Genomic DNA, 25,092 nt, shown 5'->3' on the forward strand with positions numbered 1-25,092 from the left:
TCTTCCTTGTTTCATTCTTGAATCAGTGAGTTGCGAGTGGGGAAACACCCCGCAAGCCTCATGAGGCGGTCAACAGTCCGTCACCGCAAAACGGGATCAACCTGATGAGCCAAGTGACCTTTTACCTGATGAGCGAACAGGATGACGCGCAGGCCTCTGCGGTCGAGCGACTGGCCTGCACTCTGGCTGCCGAGTCGTGGGGCGCGGGCCATATCTACCTGTTGTGCGATGATGAAGCGCAAGCCCTGCGTCTGGACGAGCTGTTGTGGCAACTGCCGCCGGAGCGCTTCGTGCCGCACCAGCTGCAAGGCGAAAGCGGCATGGCCCCGGTGGAGATCGGCTATCAGCCACCGAAACGGCGCTACGCCCGCCTCATCAATCTGGCCACAGCGACACCTTTGTTTGCAGGACACTTCGCTCAAGTGGTAGATTTTGTCCCCACTGATGAAACACAAAAGCAGCAAGCCCGCGAGCGCTACAAGCACTATCGCCAGGCAGGCCATGCCCTCGAGATGAGGGATCAGCCCGTCCTTGCCGCACCGGATCCGGCGCAGCCCTGACTGTGCCGCCTGTGATCCACGACGAATCAACACCAGACTCCATCCATCCAGATTACGGCGAGACCATGGAAAAGACTTTTAATCACAACGCCATCGAACAGGCGCTCTATCAGCACTGGGAAGCCCAGGGTTACTTCAAGCCCCACGGCGACACCAGCAAAGACTCCTTCTGCATCATGATCCCGCCGCCGAACGTCACCGGCAGCCTGCACATGGGTCACGCCTTCCAGCAAACCCTGATGGATACCCTGATCCGCTACAACCGCATGCAGGGCAAGAACACCCTGTGGCAGGCAGGTACCGACCACGCCGGTATCGCCACCCAGATGGTGGTTGAGCGCAAGATCGCGGCAGAAGAGGGCAAGACTCGCCACGATTACGGCCGTGATGCCTTCATCGACAAGATTTGGCAGTGGAAGGAAGAGTCCGGTGGCACCATCACCCGCCAGATGCGCCGTCTGGGCGACTCCGTGGATTGGGAGCGCGAGCGCTTCACCATGGATGAGGGTCTCTCCGCCGCCGTGCAGGAAGTGTTTGTCCGTCTTTACGAAGATGGCCTGATGTACCGCGGCAAGCGTCTGGTGAACTGGGATCCGAAACTCAACACCGCCATCTCAGATCTGGAAGTGGAGAACCGCGAAATCAAGGGTCACATGTGGCACCTGCGTTATCCGCTGGCCAATGGAGCCAAGACCGCCGAAGGCAAGGATTACCTGATCGTCGCCACCACCCGTCCGGAGACCATGCTGGGTGATACCGCCGTGGCAGTGAACCCGGAAGATCCGCGCTACAAGGCGCTGATCGGCCAGCACATCCTGCTGCCGCTGGTGAACCGTCTGATCCCCATCGTTGCCGACGAACACGCCGACATGGAGAAAGGCACCGGTTGCGTGAAGATCACCCCGGCCCACGACTTCAACGATAACGAAGTGGGCAAGCGCCACAGCCTGCCGATGATCAACATCTTCACTCTGGACGCCCATGTGCGTGCCGAGGCCGAAGTGGTCGACACCAACGGCAACCCCTGCAACGCCTACGATGCCGCCCTGCCGGCCGAGTTCGCCGGTCTGGAGCGCTTCGCTGCCCGTAAAGCGATTCTGGCCAAGCTGGAAGAGCTGGGTCTGCTGGACGAGATCAAGGATCACGTACTGCAACAGCCTTACGGCGATCGCGGTGGCGTGCCCATCGAGCCGATGCTGACCGACCAGTGGTACGTGCGCGTGGCGCCCATGGCCAAGACCGCCATCGAGGCGGTGGAAGATGGCCGCATCCAGTTCGTGCCGAAACAGTACGAAAACATGTATTTCTCCTGGATGCGCGACATTCAGGACTGGTGCGTCTCCCGTCAGCTGTGGTGGGGTCACCGCATCCCGGCATGGTATGACGACGCCGGCAATGTCTACGTGGGCCGTGACGAGGCGGAAGTGCGTGCCAAGCACAGCATCCCGTCTGTGACCACCCTGCGTCAGGACGAAGACGTGCTCGACACCTGGTTCAGCTCCGCCCTGTGGACCTTCTCCACCCTGGGCTGGCCGAACAACACCGAAGCGCTCAAGACCTTCCACCCGACCGACGTGCTGATGAGCGGTTTCGACATCATCTTCTTCTGGATTGCCCGGATGATCATGATGACCATGCACTTCATCAAGGACGAAAACGGCCAGCCGCAAGTCCCGTTCAAGACCGTCTACATCACTGGTCTGATCCGTGACGAAGAAGGCCAGAAGATGTCCAAGTCCAAGGGCAACGTGCTGGACCCCCTCGACATGATCGACGGTATCTCGCTGGAAGATCTGCTGGAGAAGCGCACCGGCAACATGATGCAACCGCAGATGGCCGAGAAGATCGCCAAGCGTACCGCCAAGCAGTTCCCGGAAGGGATCGATGCCCACGGCACCGACGCCCTGCGCTTCACTCTGGCAGCGCTGGCCTCTACCGGTCGTGACATCAACTGGGACATGAAGCGCCTGGATGGCTACAACAACTTCTGCAACAAGTTGTGGAACGCCTCCCGCTATGTGCTGATGAACACCGAAGATCAGGATTGTGGCTTCAACGGCGGCGAGATGCAGTTCAGTCTGGCGGATCGCTGGATCCAGTCCCAGCTGCAAGTGGCCATCCGTGACTTCCGTACCGCCCTCGATACCTACCGCTTCGACATCGCCGCTGGCGTGCTGTACGAGTTTATCTGGAACCAGTTCTGTGACTGGTATCTGGAGCTGACCAAGCCGGTACTGACCAAGGGTTCCGAGGCCGAGCAGCGCGCTGCCCGCCATACCCTGGTGACCGTGCTGGAAACCCTGCTGCGTCTGGCACACCCGATCATCCCGTTCATCACCGAGACCATCTGGAAATCGGTGGCTCCGCTGGCTGGCGTACACGCCGACACCATCATGATTCAGGCCTTCCCGGAGTTCGACGCCGCCAAGGTGGACGAAGCCGCGATGGCGGATCAGGAGTGGGTGAAGGAGTTTATCGTCAGCATCCGCAACATCCGCGCCGAGATGAACGTGGCACCGAGCGTGCCCCTCAACGTGCTGCTCCAGTGCGATGCCAAGGATGCCCAGCGCGCCGCTGACAACGAGGCCTTCCTCAAGTCGCTGGCCCGTCTGGAATCCATCCGCGTACTTAGCGAAGGTGAAGTGGCGCCCCTGTCAGTGAAAAAGCTGATCGGTGCGACCGAGCTGATGATCCCGATGGCCGGTCTCATCGACAAGGATGCCGAACTGGCCCGTCTGGCCAAAGAGGTTGCCCGTCTGGTCGGCGAGTGTGGTCGCATCGAAGGCAAGCTCGGCAACGAAGCCTTCGTCGCCAAGGCGCCGGAAGCGGTCATCGCCAAAGAGCGCGAGAAGCTGGAAGATTACCGTCTCCAGCTGACCAAGCTGGAAGCCCAGCAGGCCGAAATCGCCGCGCTGTAAGCACCGCCCCAACCGATACAACAAAGCCCCCCTGCCAAGGGGGCTTTTTCATATCCGCGCTTTCCGCTTCAGCTCACCAGCAGCCAGCCGCAAAAACCGAGATAGAGCAGACCGACCAGCGCCAGCCGTCCGGCGGTCATGGTTCCCTTTCTGAACCCCCACCAGAGCAACCCCACCGCCAGCAACGTCACCAGCGAGGAGGCCATCATGGCGCCATCCAGCAACCAGGGGGTAAAGAGCAAGCAGAACGCCTTGGGGATAGTGCCCTGGATCATCATGGCCCCGGAGATATTGGCCAGCGCCAGCCGGTTCTTGCCCTGCCGCACCCAGATCAGCACGTTCATCAGCTCCGGCATCTCGGTCGCCACCGGACTCAACAGCAGGGCCGCCAGCACCGGCGAGAGGCCAAACAGCTCGCCCATGCTCTCCAGCTGATGGACAAACAGCTGGGCCGCCAGCGCCACCACCACCAACGCAGCCAGCGTCTGCAGCAACACCTTGCCAAGAGGCGGGATCCCGGCATTTGGAGCCAGCTTGAGGGGCTCCGGCAATTCGACTTCGTGGCTGTCAGCCTGTTTCAGCTCGCGCCTTACATAGACGAGGTAGACCAGCAGGAAGAGCGGGGCCAGCCAGCTCTTGCCGGTGAAAGCGACCAGCCCCAGCGCGGTTGCCACCAGAAAGATGCCGATAAACCAGCGCTGATCCCGGCCAATCTCGCGCTGCACCTCGCCATCGATGGCCCGTTCGGTACGCCCCATGCAAAGCAGCAGGGTGAGGCCAACCGCCGCATAGCCGATGGTCGCCAGCACCAGCGGCCCGCCAAGGGCGGCACCGATGCCGATCTCTTGCTGGGCGGTCGTGTTGCCCATCAACAGGGCGGTGAGGGTGACAATGCACTCGGGCAGCGCCGTACCCAGTGCCGCCAGCAGGGAACCGGTGGCGCTTTGCGAGAGTTTGAAGTGGTGGCCGGTCCACTCGATGCCGTTGACGAAGTATTCGCAAGCAAGGTAGATGGTGACCGCAGAGACGAGAAATAACAGCAGGGTAATCAACATAATAGATACCGCCAGGCGAGCAGAATAACCGATGGACCCGACATGGCTCGCCCGGCTGGCGTGCATATCGAGGCCAAAGGTCTTGCAGAGCGATAGTGCCTATCGCCGCCCATGCCATGGATACGAGGATCCAAGAGTGTTGACATGGGCCCGGCCCGGAATGCGGGCGGGTTGCTACTCCCCAATGACTGAGGGGACGTTTTACCAACTCGACCGCCGCCTCACAAGACAAATTAATGATAACTCATTCAATAATTTGTAAGGGAATGTAACCTCGCCAGCCCCCCTCCCCGCCGTCATTGCGCTGTTGGCACACCGATTGCTGTAGGTAGTTCACTATCCACAACAGTTTGGGAAGGATGAACAATGAAACGGTGGATCCAACATTTCTATCAACTGAACCGCCTCAACTGGATGATGGTCTGGTTGTTGCTCTGTTGCAGCATCATTTTGCTGTTTCCGGCCGGACTGATGAAGGGTGCCGTCAGCCAGTGGGCCACGACCCACGCGGCCTGGCTGGGAGTCGGTATGCTGATCGCCATCTCCTACTTCTGCAGTCAGGGCTTCCTGATCGCCTGGGAGTGGGCCTGTGACGAGTGGCAAGCACGCCGCCAGCAGGATCAATTGGCCCAGATGATCAGCTTCCTCGATTTCAACGAGAAGGCAGTGCTGCGCGAGTTCGTGCTGCAGCGCAAAAGCGTCATAAACCTGCCGATCACCGAGCCCGCCGTCAAAAACCTGATGGATGCCGGCGTCCTCACTTACGCCTACGGCAAACCGACGCGCGAGAAAGAGGACGAGAACCAGATCCGCGCCCTGATGATTGCCCTGCCCGCCAGACCGCTGCTCACCTACAAGGTGCTGGGGCTGTCGCGTGGCAAGATGAGCGACGAACAGGTGGAGCAGATCATGAACGCCCGACCCAAGTTCGCCCAGAAGGGGTTCCAGCGCTAAGTGCTACCCCAACCGCCAGATACACAAGAGCCGGGCAGTGTCCGGCTCTTGTGTATCTGCACAAACCCGTTTTGCTCTCTCGCCCTTACCCCTTGAGGCTGGAGCAGAAGCTCACATCCGCGACCTTGGTCACCGGATCGAAGCTGTGATAGAGCTCGAAACAGGGTCGATCATCAAATTCGAAACCGGCCGCCACCACCTCACCGATATGCTGCTGCCAGAGCACGGAATATTGGGCCGGGTCGGTCACGGTGAAACGTGACTGGCCATAACGGCCACCCGCCAGCTGCTGGATCTCCACATTGCCACTGCCTTTGGTACCCGCCGGAACGGTGACGCAGATATCGGTGCGGCACTGCTGGGGTGCGGTGATTTCGGGGTTGTCGTGGTAGATAAAGATCCACTCCCCCTCGGCCAGCCCCTGCTCGGCCGACCACTGGTAGAGCTGATCACATACCGGCTCATAACCAGTGCCATAAGGGCCGGTCACCCGGATATAGGCCAGGGTGCGCGGTGCCATCTGTTCGGTTTTCATCGGTTGCCTCCTTTCATGGGAACGGCTTTCAGCATAACCAGCCTCGCGGGCGGCCGCGTGTCCATTCTTGCTCAGTTGCAGCAGTGAGGGTTGCTGGCGCAGCGCCCCCGGCGTCATGGCAAACTGCTTGCGAAACGCCTTGGCAAAGGCCTGCGAGCTGGCAAAACCGGCCGAGAAGGCAATCTCGGTCACCGGGTCGCGGCTGTAGCAAAGAGAGCGAGCCGCCCGCTCCAGCCGCAGGCGGCGCTGCATCTCGGCAGGCGTCTCGCCGGTGACGGCGGTAAAGACCCGATGAAAGTGATAGCTGGAGAGTGAGGCGAGACTGGCCGCCTCACTGAGGCAGAGCTCGGGATTCTGCTCCAGCGCCCGGATCACCGGGCGCAATCTGGCCTGATAATCGACCATGCTGTTAGCGACTGGCGCCCCCCGCGACTCTGGCCATATAGAACACATCCACATAGCGCCCTTGGCGGAAGGCATAGTCGTGGGCCCGCCCCTCCTCCACAAAGCCGAACTTACGATAGAGCGCCAGCGCCGCTTCGTTATCGACGAAAACCGTCAATTCAATCCGGTGCAGGTTGAGCCAGTTATCTGCCAGATCCAGCGCCGCAGCCATCAGGGCAGAACCAACCCCCTTGCCAGCCCAGTCATCACGCACTCCCATTCCAATACTGGCCACATGCTTGCGTCTGGGTTTGGGCTCGGTCAATAACCCGATAGAGCCTACCAGCAGACCCTCTACCTCGGCAACAAGCGCTACCGCACCGCTCTGCTCCAGCCGCTGTTGCCACACACCCAGCGCGGGATAGGGCAGTTGCAAGGTGCCCGCCTGGGCATTGGGCATGGCGTGAAGATCCCGCAAGGCGGGGGCATCGGCGGGTTCGGCATGACGGATGGTAATCGGCATATGAGGCTCCTTCTCGAAACGTCAATCATGCAATATCCGGCTGATTTGCACATCCCCCAAGCCCACTTATTCGCCGGGCCGTGGCTGAGGTACGACACCAGTTTTTTATCGCCTGCTGGCCAGCCAGCTCAGCGCTTTCGCCTCGTGCTCTTTCACAAAGTCGTTCTTGCCCTCGCAATAGCGCTCGATCCGGTTCTCACACTGCGCTGCAACCGTCTCTTTCAGGGCGGCATACTCCCGGCAGATGGCAGGATGAGCCCTGAGATAATCACGAAAGGCCAGATGACGAACGACATGGGGATCCCCCTGCAAGAAGGCATGGATCTGATGTGTCCTCTCATCGCCGCCCTTGCGAAAATAGCGACGCCGCGAGATGCCGCACTCCCCCATCGCTTCATACCCCATTACTTCCAACAGACCGTTTTGCAGGTCTAGCCGCTCCAGCGAGGAGACCTCCAGCAGGATATCTATGATGGGCTTGGCCGCCAGTCCGCTGACCGAGGTGCTGCCGATATGGTGCACTGCGAGCAGAAAGTCATCCAGCAGGCTGCGCAGTTGTTCTGCTTCTGTCTGGAAGAGGGCTGGCCATTGGGGACGGTAGGGAACAACTTCGACTTTCACGGCATCAGCTCCTTGGGGATACGTGGCATCAAGCCATTGGCAATGGGGCAAACTGGCTGGATTTGACGGCAACACATAACAAAAACGGAGCCGAGGCTCCGTTTTTCACTTCTGTATCAATCACGGACAGAACGCGCTTCGCGCTCTTGCCGCTCCCTTGCCAACAGGCGTTTGTACCACCAGCTACTGCGACGACGTTGTGCATTGGAAGAGCGACGAGCCATTTCTTAGGTTCCAGCCATGAGAAGAAGGAGCAGCATTATGCGACAGGGATCACGCCCTTGTCTTTAGCTGGATCAAGAAAAGGGTCACTGACCAACCGAAATCGTTTTTTGTTGTCGATCATCGCGGGTCGCCGGCAATACGGTCACCGCCGAACGCCAGACCAGCGGGCCATTGCTCTCCAGATCGTTCTGCGGGCCACACTCCAGCCAGATATCCCCCTGCAGAATACGGGCGCCCTGCGAGTACTTCTGATCCTGAAACCAGCAGACCCGCTCCGGCAGGGAGCCGAGCGGCAATACCAGCTGGGTACTGCTCCCCTCGCCAGCAACCTTGGTATCGGTAGCTGCATGAACGGGTAACAACCAGCAGGATGCCAGCAGCCAAAGAACTCGATTTTTCATGGACTCTTCCTTTACTTCGGTGAGCTCAGCCAATAGGGAGCGACCATACCGCGTGTTTACTTTACCGGCAAATGCAAGGCCGACTGGTATTCCGGAACCAATATGGTAGCCTGCCTGCGCCCGCTGACTATCTCTTGTCGTCAGCCGTCAAATTCCGGTGACTTTGTCCGTTCAAGACAAAATATAACCTTATTTATCAAATCGTTATTTGGATATTATCCCAATGCGTATCATGCCGTTGCTCAAGGCGGCCTGCCTGAGCCTGATGTTGTCCGCCTGTGTTGCCCCTCTGCTGATGATGAGCCCCACCAGCCAGTTGATGTGGGCCCTGCTCAAGCCACTGGTCGGCTTCGATCCCAATGAGGCGAACCTGTTCGAACAGCCTCTCGTCAAGGATCGGATGACTGCCATCCTTGGCCCCAACTACGACACCACCATGCAGCTGCTCAAAACTGCCAACAAGCTGCAGCAGGAGGGGCCGCTCTTCTACGTGCTCTCCGAGTATGCCCCGGTGCCCGACATCGCCAAACAGGCGGGTATGGTCTGGAACTCGCAGACCAACCAGATGTCCGTGCTGCTGCAAAAAGGGGATGGCACCACCCAGACCTTCGGCGAGAATCTGGCGGGCACCACTCCAGTCTGGCCAACCGCCATGCAGAGCTGGCAGGCTGCGGCTACCCCCCTTGCCACCACCGGCAACGCGCTGACGGGTAACAGTGCCAGCTCGAGTGCCGCCGCCCCTTTCTCGCTGGGCGGTGCGATCGGCAACGCCACCCGCAGCGTCACCGACTCCCTGACCAATAGCGCCACGCAGGCGATCAGCGGCACCACCAGCAAGCTGACCGGACAAGCCACCCAGGCCGCTACCACTGGCGTAACCGGTGCAGCCAAGAGTGCCACGACCGCGGTCGCTCCGGCCAAACAAGCTGTCGCCAGCACCACCGCGACCGTTCAGGAAACCAAAGCTGCGCTAGCCCAAACCAGTCAGGCTGCGAGCAGTACAGCGGCCACCACAGCACCAGCAGCCACCAAAGCCGCGGTCGAGCCCGCCAAACAGGCGGTCAGCAGCGCTGTCGCTACCGCAGCACCAGCAGCAACCAAGGCCGCCGTTGAACCCGCCAAACAGGCAGTCAGCAACGCAGTCGCGACCGCAGCACCGGCAGCAACCAAGGCCGCCGTTGAACCCGCCAAACAGGCAGTCAGCAGCGCTGTCGCGACCGCAGCACCAGCAGCAACCAAGGCCGCCGTGGAGGCCCTCAGCAGCGCTGTCGCGACCACAGCACCAGCAGCAACCAAGGCCGCCGTGGAGCCCGTCAAACAGGCCGTCAGCAGCGCAGCTGCTACCGCCACGCAGCAGGTGAGTGCCGCCAGCCATACGGCGGGCGAGAGCGTAGCCGATGCCGCCAAAGAGGCAGAGGCCAAAGCCCGCGCCAAGGCAGAAGCCGAAATGGAAGCCCTGCTCAAGTAATGCCACAGGCCACCGCAAGGTGGCCTGTTACTTTCCGCCATACCGGGTGGCAATATCGTGCAATCTGATCATGAAGTTGTGGCAAAGGCCACATAGACTGTTAGTTAATCACGGTCTTATCCGCACAAGGAGTGTGTCATGCGTCGTCTGCTCTCTGCTCTGCTCGGTTTTGCCCTGCTTGTCGCGCTCCCTGCCCATGCCTTCATCTACTACTCGGAGCAGAACATGCCCCTCAACGGGCAGGACAAAAATGGCCAACCGGTGGGGATGGCTGTCGAACTCCTTCGTCTCATCTGGCGCGAGCTGGGCGAACCTGTTCAGCCGATCCATTTTCTGCCCTGGGCACGGGGCTGGTATCTGCTGACCCAGCAGCCGGAGGCCGTTCTTTTCACCACGGCTCACACCAAAGAACGGGCTCCCCACTTTCTCTGGGTCTGCCCCATCAGCTACTCCCGGGTGGCGCTGATCGGCCGCAAGAAGGATACCCCCAAAGTGACCGGCAAGGCGGATCTCGCCAAGCTACAGATCGGGGTGATGCAGGCAGATGTAGGTGAGCAGCTGCTGCTCAACCGGGGAGTCAGCCCGCTCAATCTGATGTCAGTGGAACGGATGGATCAGGTGGTGCGCCAGCTCATCATGGCCCGCACCGATCTGGTGGCCGGCAACGAGGTGATGCTGTTTCACCAGCTGCAAGAGCTGGGCTTCAAACCCGATGATTTCGTTACCGTGGCGGTACTGGAAGAGCAGGACAACTGCTTTGCCTTCAACCCGCAAGCGGACAAAAACGAGGTTGCCAGAATCCAGCAGGCGCTCGACAAGGTCAGGCAAGGGGACGAGTTCAAGCGGCTGATCGCCCGCTATGAACACCTTAACCCCCCGCACAGCGCCGACAGCCAGCCTACCCACATCGAATAGCCCCGCAGCCCGCCACCTGGCGGGCTCTTTATTTCCTGTTACCCCCCTTCGCTGACAGCCACCGGCGCCGTAATGAGGTGATTGAGGAAGAAGCGGAACAACTCGGCCCGCGAGCGCAGATGCAGCTTGGCATAGAGGTGCTTGCGATGATTCTTCACCGTGCCGCTGCCGATGCCGAGCGCACCGGCAATGGCCTCGGTATCCAGCCCCTGCAACAGCAATCCCGCCACCTGACGCTCGCGGCGGGTGAGGCTTGCGCCCCCCACGCTGGCGATGGCCTGCTTCACCGTCGCCTTGAGATCGGCGCCACCCGGCAGTGCCGGACTCTGTGCCAGCAGCGAGCCCTCTTCCCGCCAGTGCTGGCGGCACAGCGAATGCACCAGTGGAAACAGCGCTGCCAGCCGGGCCAGCTCATCACGGCTGAGGGTGCTGCGCTTGTCGAGCCGCCCCAAAAACAGCATCAGGGTGAGGCCGTCGCGTACCGGCAGGATCAGCCCCACCTCCTCCTGCCAGCCGGTGGCCTGATAGAAGTGGTGGCGATACTCGGGATCTAGCCGCCCTTGGGAGACCTGCGCCAGAGTCCAGACCCCGGCCTCCAGACCCTGTTCCAGCGCCTGCATAAAGGGATCCTGGCTGAAGTGGCGGGTGAGGTAGCGATCGAACAGCAGCGCCCGCTGGTGGTGCAGGTTGTCGTAGAGGTAGACGGGGCGCTGTCCCACCCCGAGCAGCAGGGCACAGTCAAACGCCACCTGCTGCTGGATGAGGCGCACCAGCGCCGCCGGAAAGGCACTGCCGTGCAGGGCATCGACCACCTCGGTCATGCTGCGGGTCATGGCATCTGTGGCAAGAGTCTGGATCATGGGTGCTGGTTCATGGCGATGGCTTCCGGATGGCGGGCTGGCTCCCCGCAATGATCGTGCGATGGTCACACGATGGCCGGATGCTAGCACGAGAGTGGCAAAACTGTCCCCTGGGGGACATATTCGGCGCAGGCCAGAGCGGCGAGGATGTGGGCTTTTCCCCTTGCTGTTGGAGAACCCATGATCAACCCCCACCTGCTCGATGAGCTGACCCGACGCGGCCTGGTGGCCCAGAATTCCGACCCGGCGGCGCTGGCCGACCATCTTGCCACCCCGCGCACAGTCTACTGCGGGTTCGATCCCACTGCCGGCAGCCTGCATATCGGCCATCTGGTGCCGCTGCTGATGCTGCGCCGTTTTCAGCTGGCGGGCCACACCCCGGTGGCGCTGGTGGGCGGTGCCACCGGCCTTATCGGCGATCCCAGCTTCAAGGCGACCGAGCGCAACCTCAACAGCACCGAGACGGTGCAGGGCTGGGTAGCCAGCCTGTCGGCCCAGATAAGAGCGCTGCTGCCAGCGAGCGAAGGGCTGGCGGCACCGCAACTGGTCAACAACGCCGACTGGATGGGGCAGATGTCCGCTCTCGATTTTCTGCGCGACATCGGCAAGCACTTCTCGGTCAACGCCATGCTGGCGCGGGAGTCGGTGCGCCAGCGGCTGGCTCGTCCGGATCAGGGCATCTCGTTCACCGAGTTCTCCTACGCCCTGCTGCAATCCTACGACTTTGCGGTGCTGCACCAGCGACTCGGCTGCACCCTGCAGATTGGCGGCAACGACCAGTGGGGCAATATCACCAGTGGCATGGATCTCACCCGCCGCCTTCATCAGGCGCAGGTGCACGGCATGACCCTGCCCCTTATCACCAAGGCGGACGGCACCAAGTTCGGCAAGACCGAAGGGGGCGCAATCTGGCTGGATCCTGCGCTCACCTCACCCTACGCCTTCTACCAGTTCTGGCTCGGCACCGCGGATGAGGATGTCTACCGCTTCCTGCGCTACTACAGCTTTATGCCACTGGCCGAGATTGATGCGCTGGAGGCAGAGGATGCCACGCGGCAAGGACGCAAACTGGCCCAGCAGGTGCTGGCCGACGAGCTGACCGAGCTGGTGCACGGCAAGGGGGCGCTGGCGGCGGTGCAGCGCATCAGCGAATTGCTGTTCAGCGGCGAGGTGGCCCGCCTCGGCGAGAGCGATCTCGCCCAGCTGGCGCAGGATGGCATGCCGAGCTGCCGTATCGAGGGGGAAACAGATCTGGTAACCCTGCTGGTGGAGAGCGGTCTGGCCAACTCGAAGCGCATCGCCCGCGAGCTGCTGTCGGCGGGGGCCATCAGCCTCAACGGCGAGATCCGTCAGGATGAGCAACTGACGGCGGCCGACCGGCTGTTCGGCCGCTACCTGCTGCTGCGCCGGGGTAAGAAACAGTACCGGCTGGTGATGTGGCAGTGATCCCCGTTTGGCCGGGGAGGCATCACAAGGGCGCCTCCCCGCCTCAACCGCTGGCCAGGGATGGCCACAATCTCTTTTGAATCCCAACTTGCGATCCCCCTCACAGCCCGTTTCTCAATCAGCCACCATACTGGCACCGGCGAACATGGAGTCCGCCCCACCTCACAACCCCTTACAAATAGACAAGGATGCTGATGATGAAGAGATGGCTTCTGGTGCTGCTCTGCACCCTGCCCATGCTGGCGCACGCCAGCGGATATACCCAGACCCGCTACCCCATAGTGCTGGTGCACGGCCTGTTCGGCTTCGACAAGCTGCTCGGGGTCGACTACTTCTACGGCATTCCGCAAGCCCTCAGCCGCGATGGCGCCAAGGTCTACGTGGCTCAGGTATCGGCTACCGCCAGCTCCGAGCAGCGGGGGGAGCAGCTGCTCGCCCAGATCGAACTGCTGCTGGCCGCCACCGGCGCCGAGAAGGTCAATCTGATCGGCCACTCCCACGGCGGCCCCACCATTCGTTATGTCGCCTCGGTCGCCCCCGAGCTGGTCGCTTCGGCCACCAGCGTGGGCGGGGTGAACTACGGCTCTGACATCGCCGATCTGGTGCGCGCCAATGCGGCGCCCGACTCAGCCGCCGAGAAGCTGGCGGCCGCAGCTGCCCATGCGCTCTCCGGTGTCATCTCTCTCCTCTCGGGGGGAAGTCAGCTGCCGCAGGATCCGGTCGCCGCGCTCGATGCCCTCACCAGCAAGGGAGCCAACCAGTTCAACCAGCGCTATCCGGAAGGGCTGCCCAGCCAGTATTGCGGCGAGGGCCCGATGCAGGCGGCCAACGGCGTCTACTACTTCTCCTGGAGCGGGCGCGGCAACATGACCAATATTCTGGACCCGGTGGATCCGGCGCTGGCGCTGACCGGCACCTTCTTCAAGGAGCCCAATGACGGGCTGGTTGGCGTCTGCAGCAGCCACCTCGGCAAGGTGATCGGCACCGACTACCGGATGAACCATCTGGATGAGGTGAACCAGTCCTTCGGCATCCACCACCTGTTTGAAACCGACCCGGTCACCCTCTATCGCGACCATGCCCACCGCCTCAAGGAGCTGGGACTATGAGGGTCGTCACCCTGCTCGCCGTCCTCTGCGCCATCGCCCTGCTGATCGGCGGCGTGCTGCTCTGGTCGGCGGCACCGACTGCGCAGGTGGCTCGCCAGCAAGGCGTACCTGCCGCCAGCAACCATCACCACGATCCCGTGCAAGAGGCTGCCGATGAGCTGCAGGAGCGCTATCGCACCTTTATCTCGGCCCAGAGCAGCCTGACTGTGCCCACCGATATCACCCTCGCCAGCCTGCAAATCCTCTTCGACGAGCGGGAGCAACTGCGCCAGCAGAGCTTCACCCCGACTGAACAGGAGCTGCTGTTTGCCGAAGATAGGTTAATGGAGCAGTGGACCCTGCGCCGCAAGGCGCTGGCGGAGGCAAAGGATGGCGACAAGCAGATGCTGGCCAACGAGCTGGAGCTCTGGCTGGCGGCGCAGCCCCAGTGGTTTCAGGAGGCCGAAGCCAACGGCCGCCTGCTGGGCGAGCTGCAGGCGCTGGAGCAGATGGAGCCAGCCAGACGGGATGCCCTGTTGCTTGAGAAGGCGGGGCCGGAAGCGGTGGATAGGATGCATCAGCTCGAACAGGATCGGCAGGGATTCAAGGAGCAGCTCAATGGCTATCTGGCCGAGCTGGGGCAGTTACCCGCCACCGCCAGAACCGAACAGCAGCAGGAGCTGCTGGCCCGCTGGTTCGAGCCACAGCAGTGGCGCCGGGTCGAAGCGCTCACCCGGATGAAGCTGGGGGAACAGTAAACCAATGACAAGGGGCCCGCGATGGGCCCCTTGTTGTGGTGCGCTTATTGCGGCTTGTTGGTCGCCGGCAGCGGCTGCCAGGTGAGGCGAGTCACCTGATTGCCCTGCACCTCGCACTTGAGGCTCAGCTCCTGCCAACCCTTCTCCTGACGCAAGGAGACATCGCCCGCGATCCCCTGTTCGCCAATCTTCAGCTTCTCCTGCTCGAAGATCACCTTGTCGCCACCAGCCAGCTCCATCAGCTTGCCGTTGCAGAGCCAGTGGGCGAGCTCCGCCCCCTTGAGCTTGACGCTGCCCTTGGCGGCCTTCTGTTCGACAGCACCGGGGGCAAAGAGCTTGCTCAGCTCGGCGGCCCGTTTGGTGAGCCACTCCTGACGCTGCTGCATGCTCATCTTGCTGACGAACTCGGCAGGTTGCCCCTTTTCGTCCAGCCACCGGGTCAGCTTGCCACTGTCGTCAAAGGCGAACTGGGCAGCGGGCTCTTTCACCCCGAACAGCTTGCCGCCCTTGAAGTAGTAGCGGCTCTCCCCCTCCAGCTTGCCCAGCTCATTCATAATGGGCACGGCGATGATGACGGGGGTGCCATCGACCCAGGCCTTGATGTCGACGCCGTCGTGGCTGAAGAGACGGGTATCGAGGGCACTGGCGGCCCCCTTTTCCATCAGGGAGAACTGTTCGGCAAGAGTTGCCGCCAGAGACGGCAGGGAGCAGAGCCCCAGCCCCAAGCCGAGGCTCAGAGCGATCACGGTATTGCGCATATGTGTCCTGTGTGTTGGCCGAAAGGCCCGGGTTAACTCTCTATCAACCAGGCCCGCAGCCCCTCCCGGTGAGTCTCGCTCAGAGGGATGGATTGCCGTGCCCGATAGTCAAAATGGATCAGGGTCGTCTCGCCGGTGACGGCCAGCTCCCCCTGCTGCCAGGCTTCCTGCCAGATGGTGAAGGAGCTGCTGCCGATGCGGCGCACACCGGTCTTGATGGTGACCGGCTGGCCGTAGAACAGCTCCCGTTTGAACTGCACCGTATAGCCCGCGATGATCAGGTGCCAGTCATGCACATCCAGCTCGGGCGAAAAGATCCGGAACAGGGGATCCCGCGCTGACTCAAACCAGACCGCCGGCACCGTATTGTTGATGTGACCGAGGGCATCAGTCTCCTGAAAGCGGGGTTGGATCTGCATTTCCAGCATGGCGGGTGACTCCTTGTCGTTGAACCGCGCTCAGGCTAACGCGCCCCGCATCAGGACTCAAGCTCCCCGCCATCGCCCTGTGCCTGACCAACCAGCTCGGGTCGCAGCCAGGCGCTGCGAAAATCGAACCAGCCGAGCGCCGTCATCCGCACCCCGTGCACGCCGGTACGGCTCTCCAGCTCAAGCCAGTGGTGAAACAGCGGCACAAACCAGCCCTGCTGCTGCACCCGGGCCATCAGGGCACGCGGGCCGGGTTCGGAGCTGCTGGCGCGCCACTGCGTCAACCCCTGCCACAACGGCAGCTGACTGGCCCACACCCGGCGCAGCAGCGGAGTGCCCAGCAACCAGCCGTAGGGGGCAAAGGGCCCCTCATGCTCAAGGTTGAGAGTACCAAGCCAGAGATCCACATCCTCATCCTCACCACTCACCCAGCGGCCGTAATCAAGGGTGCGCACCTCCAGCTCAATTCCCTGCGACCCTAGCAGATCGGCCATGGCGCCGGCACACTCGTTGAACTCGATATGCTGGTTGAAGCAGGCGAGCACCAGCCGCTGTGGCAGGCTCTGTGGCCGGGGCTGCGGCGGTGGCAGCGTCTCACGCCAGTGGGGCAGCATGCCGAGGGCGCTGGTCCAGCCCCGTTGCAGCTCGGGGGCAACCCGTCCCATCAGGGCTACCGGACTGAGCAGCTGAATGATCCAGTAGCGCAGCGCAGGATCCTGCAAGGCGCAGGAGCGCTCATCCTGCAGCAGGAAGTAGCAACCCGATTCGAGCTCCGACTCGCCGCGCATGGAGCCAAGCTCCGGGCTGTCGCGACCCAGCTGCAGGTGGCTCTCCAACCGCTCCGCCAGCTCCGGCAGCATCCAGATGTCGATCTCGTCGAGCAGAGCGCGCAGACCGAAGTAGTCGTCAAAAGCGGCGAGGCGCAGTTGAAGCGGGTCGTTGGCGATCACCCGATAGGGGCCGGTGCCCACCGGTTGCAGGGCAAAGCCCGCCTCCCCCTTGAGCTCACGCGGCAAAATGGCCGCCACCGGCTCGGCCAGCAGGTCGGGCAGCAGAGGATCCGGGCTGTCGAGATAGAGATCCAGGGTACGCGGCCAGGGGCTCTCCAGACGTGCCAGATGGGCGAACAGCGGGCGATCCCGCAAGGCCAGCAGACTCTCCATCACATCCTCCACCACCAGCTCGCGACCGTGGTGAAAGCGCACCGCCGGGCGCAGGTAGAAACGCCAGTGGCAGAGGCCGACCTGCTCCCAGTGGTGAGCCAGATCGCCCTCGATTTCCCCATTTTCCTCATTTCGCCGGGTGAGGCCGTTGAAGATCTGGCGACTGAGATGCACTTCAGAGCGACGCATCGGGCCGGTGGGCAGCAACTGCGGCAGTGGCCGGTAGTAGGGCACTCGCAGGATCTGGCGTCCCTCGCGGGTGGCCTGACCCAGCTGCTCGATCAGCAGCGGGGTGAGCAGATCGAGGCGATCCTCCGCCAGCCGCACCGCCTGCGCCAGCTGGCCCTGACTGAGCAGATCCCGCAAGCGGCGCCGGGTCAGGCTCTCCTGACTGTCGAGCAGGGTGAGCCTGGAACGCCGACCCCGCCCAGCTTCCGCCGTCCAGTTGAGCCAGCCCTGATCCTGCATACGGCGCAACAACAGGCGAGCATTGCGCGGGGTGCAGCAGAGCAGCTCCGCCACCTCGGCGAGACTGATCTCCCGCTCGTCGCTGCCAAGCAGCTGGGCGAGTCGTTGAAATTGCTGATAGAGGCGACCGGTCGGCATAAAAGAGGAAATCCTGTTGCTGTAAGTCATCAGTTTTTACTTCCGCATTTTAACTCAATACTGACGATGACGCTGAGCAACATCATAAGGAGTCTCATCATGAGCCATCACATCGAGCCAAAACCGAACCGGATCCAGCAGATCCTGCGCCGTTACTTCAAGCGGATCCTGCCACGCCCGCTGCCGTTTATCGAAGATCCCATGCAGCAGCTCAACCGCCTGATGCAGTGGGATATGAACCAGATCGATGACAAGGAGTATCGCCGCCGCCTCTGAGTGCGAGCCGTGCCAGCCACTCGGGACGGGCATCCCCTGCGGGAGCAATTGCTTTGCCGGATCTTGCTGTTTACATCGGCCACGGGCCTGATAGATTGGACGTCTATCCATCTATAAATGCCATAAGCAACATCCAACAAGGAGTGTGTGATGAAAGATGCGACCCTGGCCCTGCACCACGGCTTTTCCAACGACCCCACCACCAAGGCGGTCGCCGTGCCCATCTACCAGACGGTGGCCTACGAGTTCGACAGCGCCCAACACGGGGCGGATCTGTTCAATCTGGCGGTGCCGGGCAACATCTACACCCGCATCATGAACCCCACCAACGATGTGCTGGAGCAGCGGATGGCCGCGCTGGAAGGGGGGATCGCCGCGCTGGTGGTCTCGGCAGGTTCCGCCGCCATAACCTACGCCATTCAGGCGCTGACCGCCGCCGGTGACAACATCGTCTCCACGCCCCAGCTCTATGGTGGCACCTACACCCTGTTCGCCCACATGCTGCCGAGTTTCGGGGTCGAGGTGCGCTTCGCCAGGGATGACAGCGCCGAGGCCATCGCCGCCCTGATCGACGACAAGACCAAGGCGGTCTACTGCGAGAGCATCGGCAACCCGGCGGGCAACATCGTCGATCTGGCCGCGCTGGCCAAGGCGGCCCATGCCCGTGGCGTGCCGCTGATTGTCGACAACACGGTCGCCACCCCGGTGCTGTGCAAACCGATCGAGCACGGCGCCGACATCGTCGTCCACAGCCTCACCAAATATGTCGGCGGCCACGGCAACTCGCTGGGTGGCGTCATCGTCGATTCGGGCAAGTTCCCCTGGGCGGATCACGCCGAGCGCTTCCCCCAACTGACCAAACCCGAGCCCTCCTACCACGGGGTGGTCTATACCGAGGCCTTTGGCCCGGCCGCCTTTATCGGGCGGGTACGCACCGTGCCGCTGCGCAATACCGGCGCGGCGCTGGCGCCGATGAACGCCTTCCTGCTGTTGCAGGGGCTGGAGACCCTGAGCCTGCGCATGGAGCGCCACGTCGACAACGCCCTGCGGGTCGCCAACCACCTCAAGCATCACCCCAAGGTGGCCTGGGTCAGCTATGCCGGTCTGCCGGGTCACCCCCACTATCTGCTGGCAGAGAAGTACATGACCGGTCGCCCCTCGGCCATCCTCTCGTTCGGTCTGAAGGATGGTTATGAAGCGGGCGTGCGATTCTACGATGCGCTCAAGATCTTCAAGCGGCTGGTCAATATCGGCGATGCCAAGTCGCTGGCCTGCCACCCCGCCTCCACCACTCATCGCCAGCTGAGCGAGGAGGAGCAGGCCAAGGCTGGCGTAAAACCCGAGATGATCCGGCTGTCGGTCGGGATCGAGGCGATCGAGGACATTCTGGCGGATCTGGATCAGGCGCTGGAGGCCTGAGTCAGTCAACGAGGGAGCGGGCATCAGCCCGCTCTCTTTTTACTGCCGGTGAACCGCCCCCCTCGCCCATTCGTACACCCCATCCTGCCACCGAATCGAGGTCGTTATGATAGTCCTGCACCACCTGAACAAATCCCGCTCCCAACGCATCATCTGGCTGCTTGAAGAGCTGGGCCAGCCCTATGAGATCAAGACGTATCAGCGCGATGCCACCACCTTTCTGGCACCGCCCGAGCTCAAGGCCATCCACCCCCTCGGCAAATCGCCGGTCATCGAGTTTGACGGTCGGGTATTGGCGGAATCGGGCGCCATCACCGAGTACCTGATTGCCCGCTACGCCCCAGATCGGCTGGCACCGGCACCAGATAGCCCGGAGTATCCCGAATACCTGCAGTGGCTTCACTTTGCCGAGAGCTCGGGCATTCTGCCACTGCTGCTCGACATGTTCGTGCGCAAGGATGGCAGCCCGATGCGCTTCCTGCCGGACTACGCCAAGGCGGAGTGTGCCAAGGTGCTGGGCTACCTCAATGAGGTACTGGCGAATCGCCACTATCTGGTGGGGGAGCGCCTCTCCGGCGCCGACATCATGAACTCCTTTCTGGTGGATCTGCTGGCGCAAAGCGGCCAGCTGGCCAACTTCCCGCACCTGCAAGCCTACTGGCAGCGCCTCAATACCCATCCAGCCCGTCAAAAGGCGGTAGAGCTGGAGCGCGAGCTGGATCAGCACCCTTGACCCGAACTACCACCATGCAAAACGCCCCGACTGTCGGGGCGTTTTGTTATGCAGCGAGCGCGGTCTACTTGGTCGCAGGCACCTTGTCCCGACGCGACTTCCACCACCAGCGCAGCCGGATCTGAGAAATGAGCATCCCCGCCAGCATCAGGGCGCAACCGGCAATGGCGCGCTCATCCAGCGTTTCATCCAGCAACAATACGCCACCCACGGCGGCAAAGACAGTCTCCAGACTGAGGATGATGGCGGCGTGGGCCGGATGAGCGCCGCGCTGCCCCACCACCTGCAGGGTATAACCGACCCCGACCGACACCAGCCCGGCATAGAGCAGCGCCTGCCAACCGGCCACTGCGCCGCTTAACGTCGGGGTTTCGATAACAAAAGCAGTGGCGAGGCTGAGCAGGCCGCAGACCACGAACTGCACCCCGGCGAGCTTGATGGGGGCAACCCGGTTGGAGTAGTGATCCACCAGCAGCAGGTGCACGGCCCAGAACAGGGCACCGACCACCTGCAGCAGATCGCCAAAGCCGATGGTGAACTCGTCGGTGACGCTCAACACATAGAGACCGGCCAGCGCGATGATGGCGCCGATCCAGGTATTGAGGCCACTCTTGTGGCGCAGCAGTAGCCCCAGTACTGGCACCAGAATGATGTAGAGCCCGGTGATGAAACCGGCCTTGGCTGCCGTAGTGTAGAGCAGCCCCACCTGTTGCAGGGAGGCGGCACAGAACAGCACCAGCCCGGCCAGCACACCACCGGTCAGCAGCTGGCGATGGTCGCCCGTGACGGCAACAGGTTGTCGGGATTTGAGCCACCAGAGCAGCGGCAGCAGAGAGAGGGCGCCGAGCAGAAAGCGCAGGCCGTTGAAGGTGTATGGCCCCATATGATCCATCCCGAGACGCTGGGCGACAAAGCCCATGCCCCAGATGGTGGCAGCCATCAGCAACATCAGATTGGAACGCATGATGATTCATCCTTAAATCAGCGTTTTGCGGGTTATCTGATCCAAGATACCCGTCTCACCACCCTCTTGTCTTTATGGCAGTGGATGTTTTACCAGCAGGGCGAAGAGCAGTACCAGCAGCATGTTGCCACGCAGGATCCAGATCACCCGGAATTGCTGCTGGATGGAGATCATCGGCGCCCGCCCCAGGCGCAGGGAGCGGCGCCAACGGTAGAAGAGGCGGCTGGGGTAATCGAGCGATCCCACGATCACCAGAAAGAGCAGGGTCTGCATGCCGTGAGCCGGGTGGGCAAAGAGAGCCGCCAGCGAGCCGGCATGTTCGAGCGCCAGCAGACAACCGGTGGCAAAGATGCCGAACAGGGCCAGTGCCGAGACCCCGTCCACCACCAACAGACGGCGCACCCGCACCATGTTGAGCCCGCGGCGGAAAATGAGGTATTCGATGCACAGGGCGAGCAGCAGCAGAATAATGCTGCCGTCATGGAGATGGCAGAGCAGAGAATGATTGAGCATCAGCAAATTCTCACATCCTGCCTTTAGACGAGCCGAACGCCATCATATATGCTGGTCTCACTCGAGCTGAAAAGGATCTCTTCATGCCCCGCGGTACGTCCAGGAATACGTGGTCATTAATCTCCCGCATGCGGTTGGGCCTCCTCCTGCTCTTTATCCCTGTTTTGCTGCTGGGCAGCATCTACTACCTGCATATGGAGCGCACCCTGCGCAACGAGCAGGAACAAAACCTGGTAGCCCGCAATACCCAATATCTGCACACCCTGCTCGAACCCTATCTGGAGACGCTCAAACGCCAGTTTACGCTGATTTACCAGCAGGTAAATTATCAGGACTTCATTGAGCCGACCATTCGCAATGGCGAGCACTATCTGCAGTCGTGGCGGGCCTATCACAAGGTGATGGAGCTCGACTATGTCTATGTCGGCACCGAGTATCGCAAGATGCTGATCCACCCGGCATGGCAGGCTGACGAAAGGTTCGATCCCCGGGTTCGCCCCTGGTACAAACTGGCGGCCAGCCATCCCGGCCAGATTGTCTTTACCGATCCCTACTACGACTACGCCCTCGGCACCCTCACCATGGCGCTGGCCCGGGTCATCCTGACCCCAGACGGCAAACGGGTCGGTGTGCTCTCCCTCGACACCCAGCTAACCCCCCTTGCCAGCTGGCTCAACAACAAACGCGGTGCGGATTATCATGACGGGCGGGGTTACCAGATGCTGGTCAACCACGAAGGTCTGGTGCTGGCCCACCCGGACCGCGCCCGCGTCTTCAAGCCGCTGGCCGACCCCACATGGCTGGCACGGATGAAGGGCGATCAGGGCTTCTTCCTCGATGAGGCAAACGGCCAGATGGTCGCCTACAACCGCATTCCCGAGCAGCGCTGGATCCTGCTCAGCGTCGAGCCTACCGCCAGCATGGAACGGGTGATCGACAGCGTCTCCGTCAACGTGCAGCTGATGATTGGCGTTGCCTGCGTACTCTATCTGCTGCTCGCCATGCTCTGGTCACGCTACTTCCGCCGCATGCTGGGCGAGATCACCCTGCTGATCCGGGCCAGCCGCTCCGGCGGTATCGCCTACAACGGCCGCCGCATGCTGGAGCTGGCCAAGGTCTACGAAGAGATGGATGCCGCCAGCCAGGACTTCGCCCAGATCCGGCTGCAAGCCAATCAGGACAAGCTCACCGGCCTCTACAACCGCCGCTTCTTTGACGAGTGCCTGCAACAGCAGATCAAGCAGGGCCAACCCTTCGGGCTGGTGATGTTCGATCTCGACAACTTCAAGCGGGTCAACGACACCTTCGGCCACCAGACCGGTGACGTGGTGCTCAAGCGGGTGGGTAAACTCGGCATGCGGCTGTTCCACGACTGGGGCTGGTTCTGCCGCTACGGTGGCGAGGAGCTGGTGCTCATCTTCCGCTACGGCGAGGATCAACCCATGCTCCCCTCCCTGCTGGAGACCTTCCGGATCGGGGTGGAGCAGCTGGAGTGGCGCGAGGTGGATCTCACCATCACCATCAGTGGTGGCGTCGCCTTCAGCAAACAAGGCATGTCGGGCAAAGACCTGATTGAGCTGGCAGACAACGCCGTTTATCGCGCCAAGCGGGAGGGGAAAAACCGCATCTGTTTCCCGCAAAACGGCGAGCAGACAGCGCTACCGGATGAACCGCGTCCCGCGGACAAGGCATCTGACGAGGAGCCGCTACGCGCCAACGAGGCATGACAGCCATCAGCAGCACTCAGATAAAAAGAGAGAGGCCTTCCGGCCTCTCTCTTTTTCATCGCCACTTTTTCATCGCCACCATCCGGTGTTCAAAGCTGCCACTCCAGCACGGGCCAGCCCAGCTCTTCGGCCTGCTGACGCAGTGCAGGCGCTGGATTGACCCCGTGGGGATGGGTTACCGCCCGCAGCATGGGCAGATCGTTGTGGGAGTCGCTGTAACCAAAGCTCCCCTGCCAGAGCTGCTCTCGCCCGGCAAAGAGCTGGTTGATGCGGGCCACCTTGCCCTCGCGAAAACTGAGGGTGCCGCGGGTATGGCCGGTCAGCATGCCGGACTCTTCATCGAGCAGGATGGCGACGCAGTGATCCATCCCCAGCATCCGCGCCATGGGGGCCACCAGATGTTCGCCGGAGGCGGAGATAAGCACCAGCTCGTCGCCACGCTGGCGGTGCCACTCGATACGTGCCAACCCCTCGGGATAGATGCGCTCGCGCAGCACCTGCTCGGCAAAGCGGCTACAGAGCGAGTCGAGCCACTGGCGCGTCTTGCCTGCCAGCGGTTGCAGGGTGAAGGCCATGTACTGGTGCATGTCCATCTTGCCCTGATGGTAGAGGGACATCATCCCCTGCTCCTCGGCGATCATGCTGGCGGGGGCCAGCTCCTCGGCCACCATGTACTCCAGCCAGAGGCTGGCGGAATCCCCGGCAATCAGGGTTTCGTCCAGATCAAACAGTGCCAGTGCCATGGGCGCTCCTCGCAGTGAAAATGGAAATGAAATGCAGCCTCATGCTACCTCACAGAGTTGATCCCGGGCCACCACCAGCGTCACGGCGCGCCCTACCGGCAGCAGCTCGCGGGCCGAGCGGTTGAGACAATCCACCGTCAGCACGCCTGCCTCGCAGGTCACCTGATAGCGGATGACGTTGCCGAGCAGCTGTTGCCCGCTGATCACCCCCGGCAGGTTCGGTTCCTCGCTGTGAGCGCCAGCGGGCAGCAGAGAGAGGGACTCGGGTCGCAGCGCCAGCTTGCCCTGAAAACGGGGGCCAAACAGCGACTTGCCCTGCTCTGCGCCAAGCAGGTTGTAGTTGCCGATAAAGCTCGCCACAAACTCGCTGGCGGGACGGGTATAGATCTCCTCCGGCGTGCCGCTCTGGACGATGGATCCCTTGTTCATCAGGAAGATCCGATCCGACATGGTAAGCGCCTCCTCCTGATCGTGGGTCACGAAGATGGTGGTGAGCTCAAGGCGCTGCTGGATCTCGCGGATCTGCTGGCGCAGGCTGCGGCGGATGCGGGCATCCAGCGCCGAGAGCGGCTCATCCAGCAGCAGGATCCTCGGCTGCACCACCAGAGCTCGGGCCAGCGCCACCCGCTGACGCTGGCCACCGGAGAGCTCGGCCGGATAGCGGCGCTCGAAGCCGGTCAGCTCCACCAGCTCCAGCGCCTCCTGCACGCTGGCGGCGAGATCCCGTCCCGGCTGGGGCTTCATCTTGAGGCCGAAGGCAACGTTGTCCCACACCGTCATGTTGGGGAACAGCGCATAGCTCTGGAACACCATGCCGATGCCCCGCTTCTGGGGCGCCTGCCAGGTAATGTCCTCACCGGCCACCCGCACCTGACCGCCATCCACCGGGGTGAGCCCCGCCAGCGCCCGCAGCAGGGTGGACTTGCCACAGCCGGAGGGGCCGAGCAGGGTCACCAGCTCCCCCTTGCGGATACCGAATTCGATCCCCTCGAACACTTTGGTGTCGCCGTAGGATTTGTGCAGTTGATTCACTTCTAGATGGAACATGTTG

Annotated in this window: 25 protein-coding genes and 1 riboswitch; of the genes, 12 read left to right on the forward strand and 13 right to left on the reverse strand. The window is 62.0% G+C overall.

The window, feature by feature from the left end; translation table 11 throughout:
• Positions 1-104: 104 nt before the first annotated feature.
• Together LG31_RS0116395 and LG31_RS0116400 are read left to right on the forward strand one after the other, a co-directional pair.
• Positions 105-560, forward strand: a complete 456-nt coding sequence (locus LG31_RS0116395; protein WP_033115500.1) for a DNA polymerase III subunit chi — start codon at positions 105-107, stop codon at positions 558-560.
• Positions 561-625: 65 nt separating this feature from the next.
• Positions 626-3,478: a valine--tRNA ligase gene (locus tag LG31_RS0116400; RefSeq protein ID WP_033115501.1), complete on the forward strand. Its 2,853-nt coding sequence runs from the start codon at positions 626-628 to the stop codon at positions 3,476-3,478.
• Positions 3,479-3,546: 68 nt separating this feature from the next.
• Here the strand turns inward: LG31_RS0116400 and LG31_RS0116405 are convergent, their stop codons facing one another.
• The gene (locus LG31_RS0116405) at positions 3,547-4,533 is read right to left on the reverse strand and encodes a sodium:calcium antiporter (protein ID WP_033115502.1); all 987 of its coding nucleotides are present in this window, start codon (positions 4,531-4,533) and stop codon (positions 3,547-3,549) included.
• 87 nt (positions 4,534-4,620) lie between these two features.
• Positions 4,621-4,728, reverse strand: a riboswitch (yybP-ykoY riboswitch).
• A gap of 171 nt (positions 4,729-4,899) precedes the next feature.
• Here LG31_RS0116405 and LG31_RS0116410 point away from each other — a divergent pair.
• Entirely contained in the window at positions 4,900-5,487 is a 588-nt protein-coding gene (locus tag LG31_RS0116410; protein ID WP_033115503.1) for a superinfection exclusion B family protein, read from the forward strand.
• Positions 5,488-5,572: 85 nt separating this feature from the next.
• Here the strand turns inward: LG31_RS0116410 and LG31_RS0116415 are convergent, their stop codons facing one another.
• The 4 genes from LG31_RS0116415 to LG31_RS0116430 form a co-directional block, all read right to left on the reverse strand.
• Positions 5,573-6,427, reverse strand: coding sequence for an AraC family transcriptional regulator (locus tag LG31_RS0116415; RefSeq protein WP_033115504.1), 855 nt, complete (start codon positions 6,425-6,427; stop codon positions 5,573-5,575).
• Between the two features lie 4 nt (positions 6,428-6,431).
• Positions 6,432-6,929 carry a GNAT family N-acetyltransferase gene (locus LG31_RS0116420; protein ID WP_033115505.1) on the reverse strand — a complete coding sequence of 166 codons (498 nt, stop codon included), beginning with the start codon at positions 6,927-6,929 and terminating at the stop codon, positions 6,432-6,434.
• Between the two features lie 105 nt (positions 6,930-7,034).
• Positions 7,035-7,550: a GrpB family protein gene (locus tag LG31_RS0116425; RefSeq protein ID WP_033115506.1), complete on the reverse strand. Its 516-nt coding sequence runs from the start codon at positions 7,548-7,550 to the stop codon at positions 7,035-7,037.
• Between the two features lie 308 nt (positions 7,551-7,858).
• On the reverse strand, positions 7,859-8,176 hold the full coding sequence (locus LG31_RS0116430) for a DUF1496 domain-containing protein (protein WP_033115507.1): 318 nt from the start codon (positions 8,174-8,176) through the stop codon (positions 7,859-7,861).
• Positions 8,177-8,399: 223 nt separating this feature from the next.
• On the opposite strand from LG31_RS0116430, the gene LG31_RS0116435 reads away from it, so the two are divergent.
• Together LG31_RS0116435 and LG31_RS0116440 are read left to right on the forward strand one after the other, a co-directional pair.
• Positions 8,400-9,644 (forward strand): hypothetical protein, encoded by a 1,245-nt coding sequence (locus LG31_RS0116435; RefSeq protein WP_033115508.1) that lies wholly within the window; start codon positions 8,400-8,402, stop codon positions 9,642-9,644.
• A 138-nt stretch (positions 9,645-9,782) separates the two neighbouring features.
• A complete protein-coding gene (locus tag LG31_RS0116440) occupies positions 9,783-10,559 on the forward strand; it encodes a substrate-binding periplasmic protein (protein WP_033115509.1) in 777 nt (258 codons plus the stop codon).
• A gap of 38 nt (positions 10,560-10,597) precedes the next feature.
• On the opposite strand, the gene LG31_RS0116445 is transcribed toward LG31_RS0116440, so the two are convergent.
• Positions 10,598-11,419, reverse strand: a complete 822-nt coding sequence (locus LG31_RS0116445) for a helix-turn-helix transcriptional regulator (protein ID WP_033115510.1) — start codon at positions 11,417-11,419, stop codon at positions 10,598-10,600.
• Positions 11,420-11,599: 180 nt separating this feature from the next.
• On the opposite strand from LG31_RS0116445, the gene tyrS reads away from it, so the two are divergent.
• The 3 genes from tyrS (at position 11,600) to LG31_RS0116460 (ending at position 14,711) form a co-directional block, all read left to right on the forward strand.
• A complete protein-coding gene (tyrS, locus tag LG31_RS0116450) occupies positions 11,600-12,865 on the forward strand; it encodes a tyrosine--tRNA ligase (RefSeq protein WP_033115511.1) in 1,266 nt (421 codons plus the stop codon).
• A gap of 197 nt (positions 12,866-13,062) precedes the next feature.
• Positions 13,063-13,974, forward strand: coding sequence for a lipase family alpha/beta hydrolase (locus tag LG31_RS0116455; protein ID WP_033115512.1), 912 nt, complete (start codon positions 13,063-13,065; stop codon positions 13,972-13,974).
• Positions 13,971-14,711 (forward strand): lipase secretion chaperone, encoded by a 741-nt coding sequence (locus LG31_RS0116460; protein WP_033115513.1) that lies wholly within the window; start codon positions 13,971-13,973, stop codon positions 14,709-14,711. The genes LG31_RS0116455 and LG31_RS0116460 overlap by 4 nt, the downstream gene beginning before the upstream one ends.
• 44 nt (positions 14,712-14,755) lie before the next feature.
• On the opposite strand, the gene LG31_RS0116465 is transcribed toward LG31_RS0116460, so the two are convergent.
• Genes LG31_RS0116465 through sgrR form a run of 3 tightly spaced genes read right to left on the reverse strand, consistent with a single transcriptional unit; the run spans position 14,756 to position 17,666 of the window.
• Positions 14,756-15,469, reverse strand: coding sequence for a hypothetical protein (locus LG31_RS0116465; protein ID WP_033115514.1), 714 nt, complete (start codon positions 15,467-15,469; stop codon positions 14,756-14,758).
• A gap of 32 nt (positions 15,470-15,501) precedes the next feature.
• A complete protein-coding gene (locus tag LG31_RS0116470; protein ID WP_033115515.1) occupies positions 15,502-15,897 on the reverse strand; it encodes an acyl-CoA thioesterase in 396 nt (131 codons plus the stop codon).
• A 50-nt stretch (positions 15,898-15,947) separates the two neighbouring features.
• Positions 15,948-17,666 carry an HTH-type transcriptional regulator SgrR gene (gene sgrR / locus LG31_RS0116475; protein WP_033115516.1) on the reverse strand — a complete coding sequence of 573 codons (1,719 nt, stop codon included), beginning with the start codon at positions 17,664-17,666 and terminating at the stop codon, positions 15,948-15,950.
• Between the two features lie 99 nt (positions 17,667-17,765).
• Between sgrR and LG31_RS21470 the strand changes: the two genes are divergently transcribed.
• The 3 genes from LG31_RS21470 (at position 17,766) to LG31_RS0116485 (ending at position 20,094) form a co-directional block, all read left to right on the forward strand.
• Entirely contained in the window at positions 17,766-17,942 is a 177-nt protein-coding gene (locus LG31_RS21470) for a hypothetical protein (protein WP_108573182.1), read from the forward strand.
• A 150-nt stretch (positions 17,943-18,092) separates the two neighbouring features.
• Positions 18,093-19,361 (forward strand): O-acetylhomoserine aminocarboxypropyltransferase/cysteine synthase family protein, encoded by a 1,269-nt coding sequence (locus tag LG31_RS0116480; RefSeq protein WP_033115517.1) that lies wholly within the window; start codon positions 18,093-18,095, stop codon positions 19,359-19,361.
• A gap of 106 nt (positions 19,362-19,467) precedes the next feature.
• A complete protein-coding gene (locus tag LG31_RS0116485; RefSeq protein ID WP_033115518.1) occupies positions 19,468-20,094 on the forward strand; it encodes a glutathione S-transferase family protein in 627 nt (208 codons plus the stop codon).
• Positions 20,095-20,158: 64 nt separating this feature from the next.
• On the opposite strand, the gene LG31_RS0116490 is transcribed toward LG31_RS0116485, so the two are convergent.
• Together LG31_RS0116490 and LG31_RS0116495 are read right to left on the reverse strand one after the other, a co-directional pair.
• Positions 20,159-21,058, reverse strand: coding sequence for a DMT family transporter (locus LG31_RS0116490; protein ID WP_033115519.1), 900 nt, complete (start codon positions 21,056-21,058; stop codon positions 20,159-20,161).
• Positions 21,059-21,130: 72 nt separating this feature from the next.
• Entirely contained in the window at positions 21,131-21,571 is a 441-nt protein-coding gene (locus LG31_RS0116495) for a DUF2214 family protein (protein WP_033115539.1), read from the reverse strand.
• An 83-nt stretch (positions 21,572-21,654) separates the two neighbouring features.
• Between LG31_RS0116495 and LG31_RS0116500 the strand changes: the two genes are divergently transcribed.
• Complete coding sequence (locus LG31_RS0116500) at positions 21,655-23,298, forward strand: diguanylate cyclase (protein ID WP_033115520.1); 1,644 nt, start codon at positions 21,655-21,657, stop codon at positions 23,296-23,298.
• Positions 23,299-23,387: 89 nt separating this feature from the next.
• Here the strand turns inward: LG31_RS0116500 and LG31_RS0116505 are convergent, their stop codons facing one another.
• Positions 23,388-24,041 (reverse strand): HAD family hydrolase, encoded by a 654-nt coding sequence (locus LG31_RS0116505; protein WP_033115521.1) that lies wholly within the window; start codon positions 24,039-24,041, stop codon positions 23,388-23,390.
• 39 nt (positions 24,042-24,080) lie between these two features.
• On the reverse strand, positions 24,081-25,088 hold the full coding sequence (locus tag LG31_RS0116510; protein WP_033115522.1) for an ABC transporter ATP-binding protein: 1,008 nt from the start codon (positions 25,086-25,088) through the stop codon (positions 24,081-24,083).
• Positions 25,089-25,092 lie beyond the last annotated feature (4 nt).

The organism is Aeromonas lacus (assembly GCF_000764665.1).
In the GTDB taxonomy this organism is placed as follows: Bacteria; Pseudomonadota; Gammaproteobacteria; order Enterobacterales; family Aeromonadaceae; genus Aeromonas; species Aeromonas lacus.

What these genes read in the sequence shown, in the direction of transcription:
- LG31_RS0116395 (WP_033115500.1), top strand. Translation starts at nt 105, where the DNA reads ATGAGCCAAGTGACCTTTTACCTGATGAGCGAACAGGATGACGCGCAG.
- LG31_RS0116400 (WP_033115501.1), top strand. Translation starts at nt 626, where the DNA reads ATGGAAAAGACTTTTAATCACAACGCCATCGAACAGGCGCTCTATCAG.
- LG31_RS0116405 (WP_033115502.1), bottom strand. Translation starts at nt 4,533, where the DNA reads ATGTTGATTACCCTGCTGTTATTTCTCGTCTCTGCGGTCACCATCTAC.
- LG31_RS0116410 (WP_033115503.1), top strand. Translation starts at nt 4,900, where the DNA reads ATGAAACGGTGGATCCAACATTTCTATCAACTGAACCGCCTCAACTGG.
- LG31_RS0116415 (WP_033115504.1), bottom strand. Translation starts at nt 6,427, where the DNA reads ATGGTCGATTATCAGGCCAGATTGCGCCCGGTGATCCGGGCGCTGGAG.
- LG31_RS0116420 (WP_033115505.1), bottom strand. Translation starts at nt 6,929, where the DNA reads ATGCCGATTACCATCCGTCATGCCGAACCCGCCGATGCCCCCGCCTTG.
- LG31_RS0116430 (WP_033115507.1), bottom strand. Translation starts at nt 8,176, where the DNA reads ATGAAAAATCGAGTTCTTTGGCTGCTGGCATCCTGCTGGTTGTTACCC.
- LG31_RS0116435 (WP_033115508.1), top strand. Translation starts at nt 8,400, where the DNA reads ATGCGTATCATGCCGTTGCTCAAGGCGGCCTGCCTGAGCCTGATGTTG.
- LG31_RS0116440 (WP_033115509.1), top strand. Translation starts at nt 9,783, where the DNA reads ATGCGTCGTCTGCTCTCTGCTCTGCTCGGTTTTGCCCTGCTTGTCGCG.
- LG31_RS0116445 (WP_033115510.1), bottom strand. Translation starts at nt 11,419, where the DNA reads ATGATCCAGACTCTTGCCACAGATGCCATGACCCGCAGCATGACCGAG.
- tyrS (WP_033115511.1), top strand. Translation starts at nt 11,600, where the DNA reads ATGATCAACCCCCACCTGCTCGATGAGCTGACCCGACGCGGCCTGGTG.
- LG31_RS0116455 (WP_033115512.1), top strand. Translation starts at nt 13,063, where the DNA reads ATGAAGAGATGGCTTCTGGTGCTGCTCTGCACCCTGCCCATGCTGGCG.
- LG31_RS0116460 (WP_033115513.1), top strand. Translation starts at nt 13,971, where the DNA reads ATGAGGGTCGTCACCCTGCTCGCCGTCCTCTGCGCCATCGCCCTGCTG.
- LG31_RS0116465 (WP_033115514.1), bottom strand. Translation starts at nt 15,469, where the DNA reads ATGCGCAATACCGTGATCGCTCTGAGCCTCGGCTTGGGGCTGGGGCTC.
- LG31_RS0116470 (WP_033115515.1), bottom strand. Translation starts at nt 15,897, where the DNA reads ATGCTGGAAATGCAGATCCAACCCCGCTTTCAGGAGACTGATGCCCTC.
- sgrR (WP_033115516.1), bottom strand. Translation starts at nt 17,666, where the DNA reads ATGCCGACCGGTCGCCTCTATCAGCAATTTCAACGACTCGCCCAGCTG.
- LG31_RS21470 (WP_108573182.1), top strand. Translation starts at nt 17,766, where the DNA reads ATGAGCCATCACATCGAGCCAAAACCGAACCGGATCCAGCAGATCCTG.
- LG31_RS0116480 (WP_033115517.1), top strand. Translation starts at nt 18,093, where the DNA reads ATGAAAGATGCGACCCTGGCCCTGCACCACGGCTTTTCCAACGACCCC.
- LG31_RS0116485 (WP_033115518.1), top strand. Translation starts at nt 19,468, where the DNA reads ATGATAGTCCTGCACCACCTGAACAAATCCCGCTCCCAACGCATCATC.
- LG31_RS0116490 (WP_033115519.1), bottom strand. Translation starts at nt 21,058, where the DNA reads ATGCGTTCCAATCTGATGTTGCTGATGGCTGCCACCATCTGGGGCATG.
- LG31_RS0116495 (WP_033115539.1), bottom strand. Translation starts at nt 21,571, where the DNA reads ATGCTCAATCATTCTCTGCTCTGCCATCTCCATGACGGCAGCATTATT.
- LG31_RS0116500 (WP_033115520.1), top strand. Translation starts at nt 21,655, where the DNA reads ATGCCCCGCGGTACGTCCAGGAATACGTGGTCATTAATCTCCCGCATG.
- LG31_RS0116505 (WP_033115521.1), bottom strand. Translation starts at nt 24,041, where the DNA reads ATGGCACTGGCACTGTTTGATCTGGACGAAACCCTGATTGCCGGGGAT.
- LG31_RS0116510 (WP_033115522.1), bottom strand. Translation starts at nt 25,088, where the DNA reads ATGTTCCATCTAGAAGTGAATCAACTGCACAAATCCTACGGCGACACC.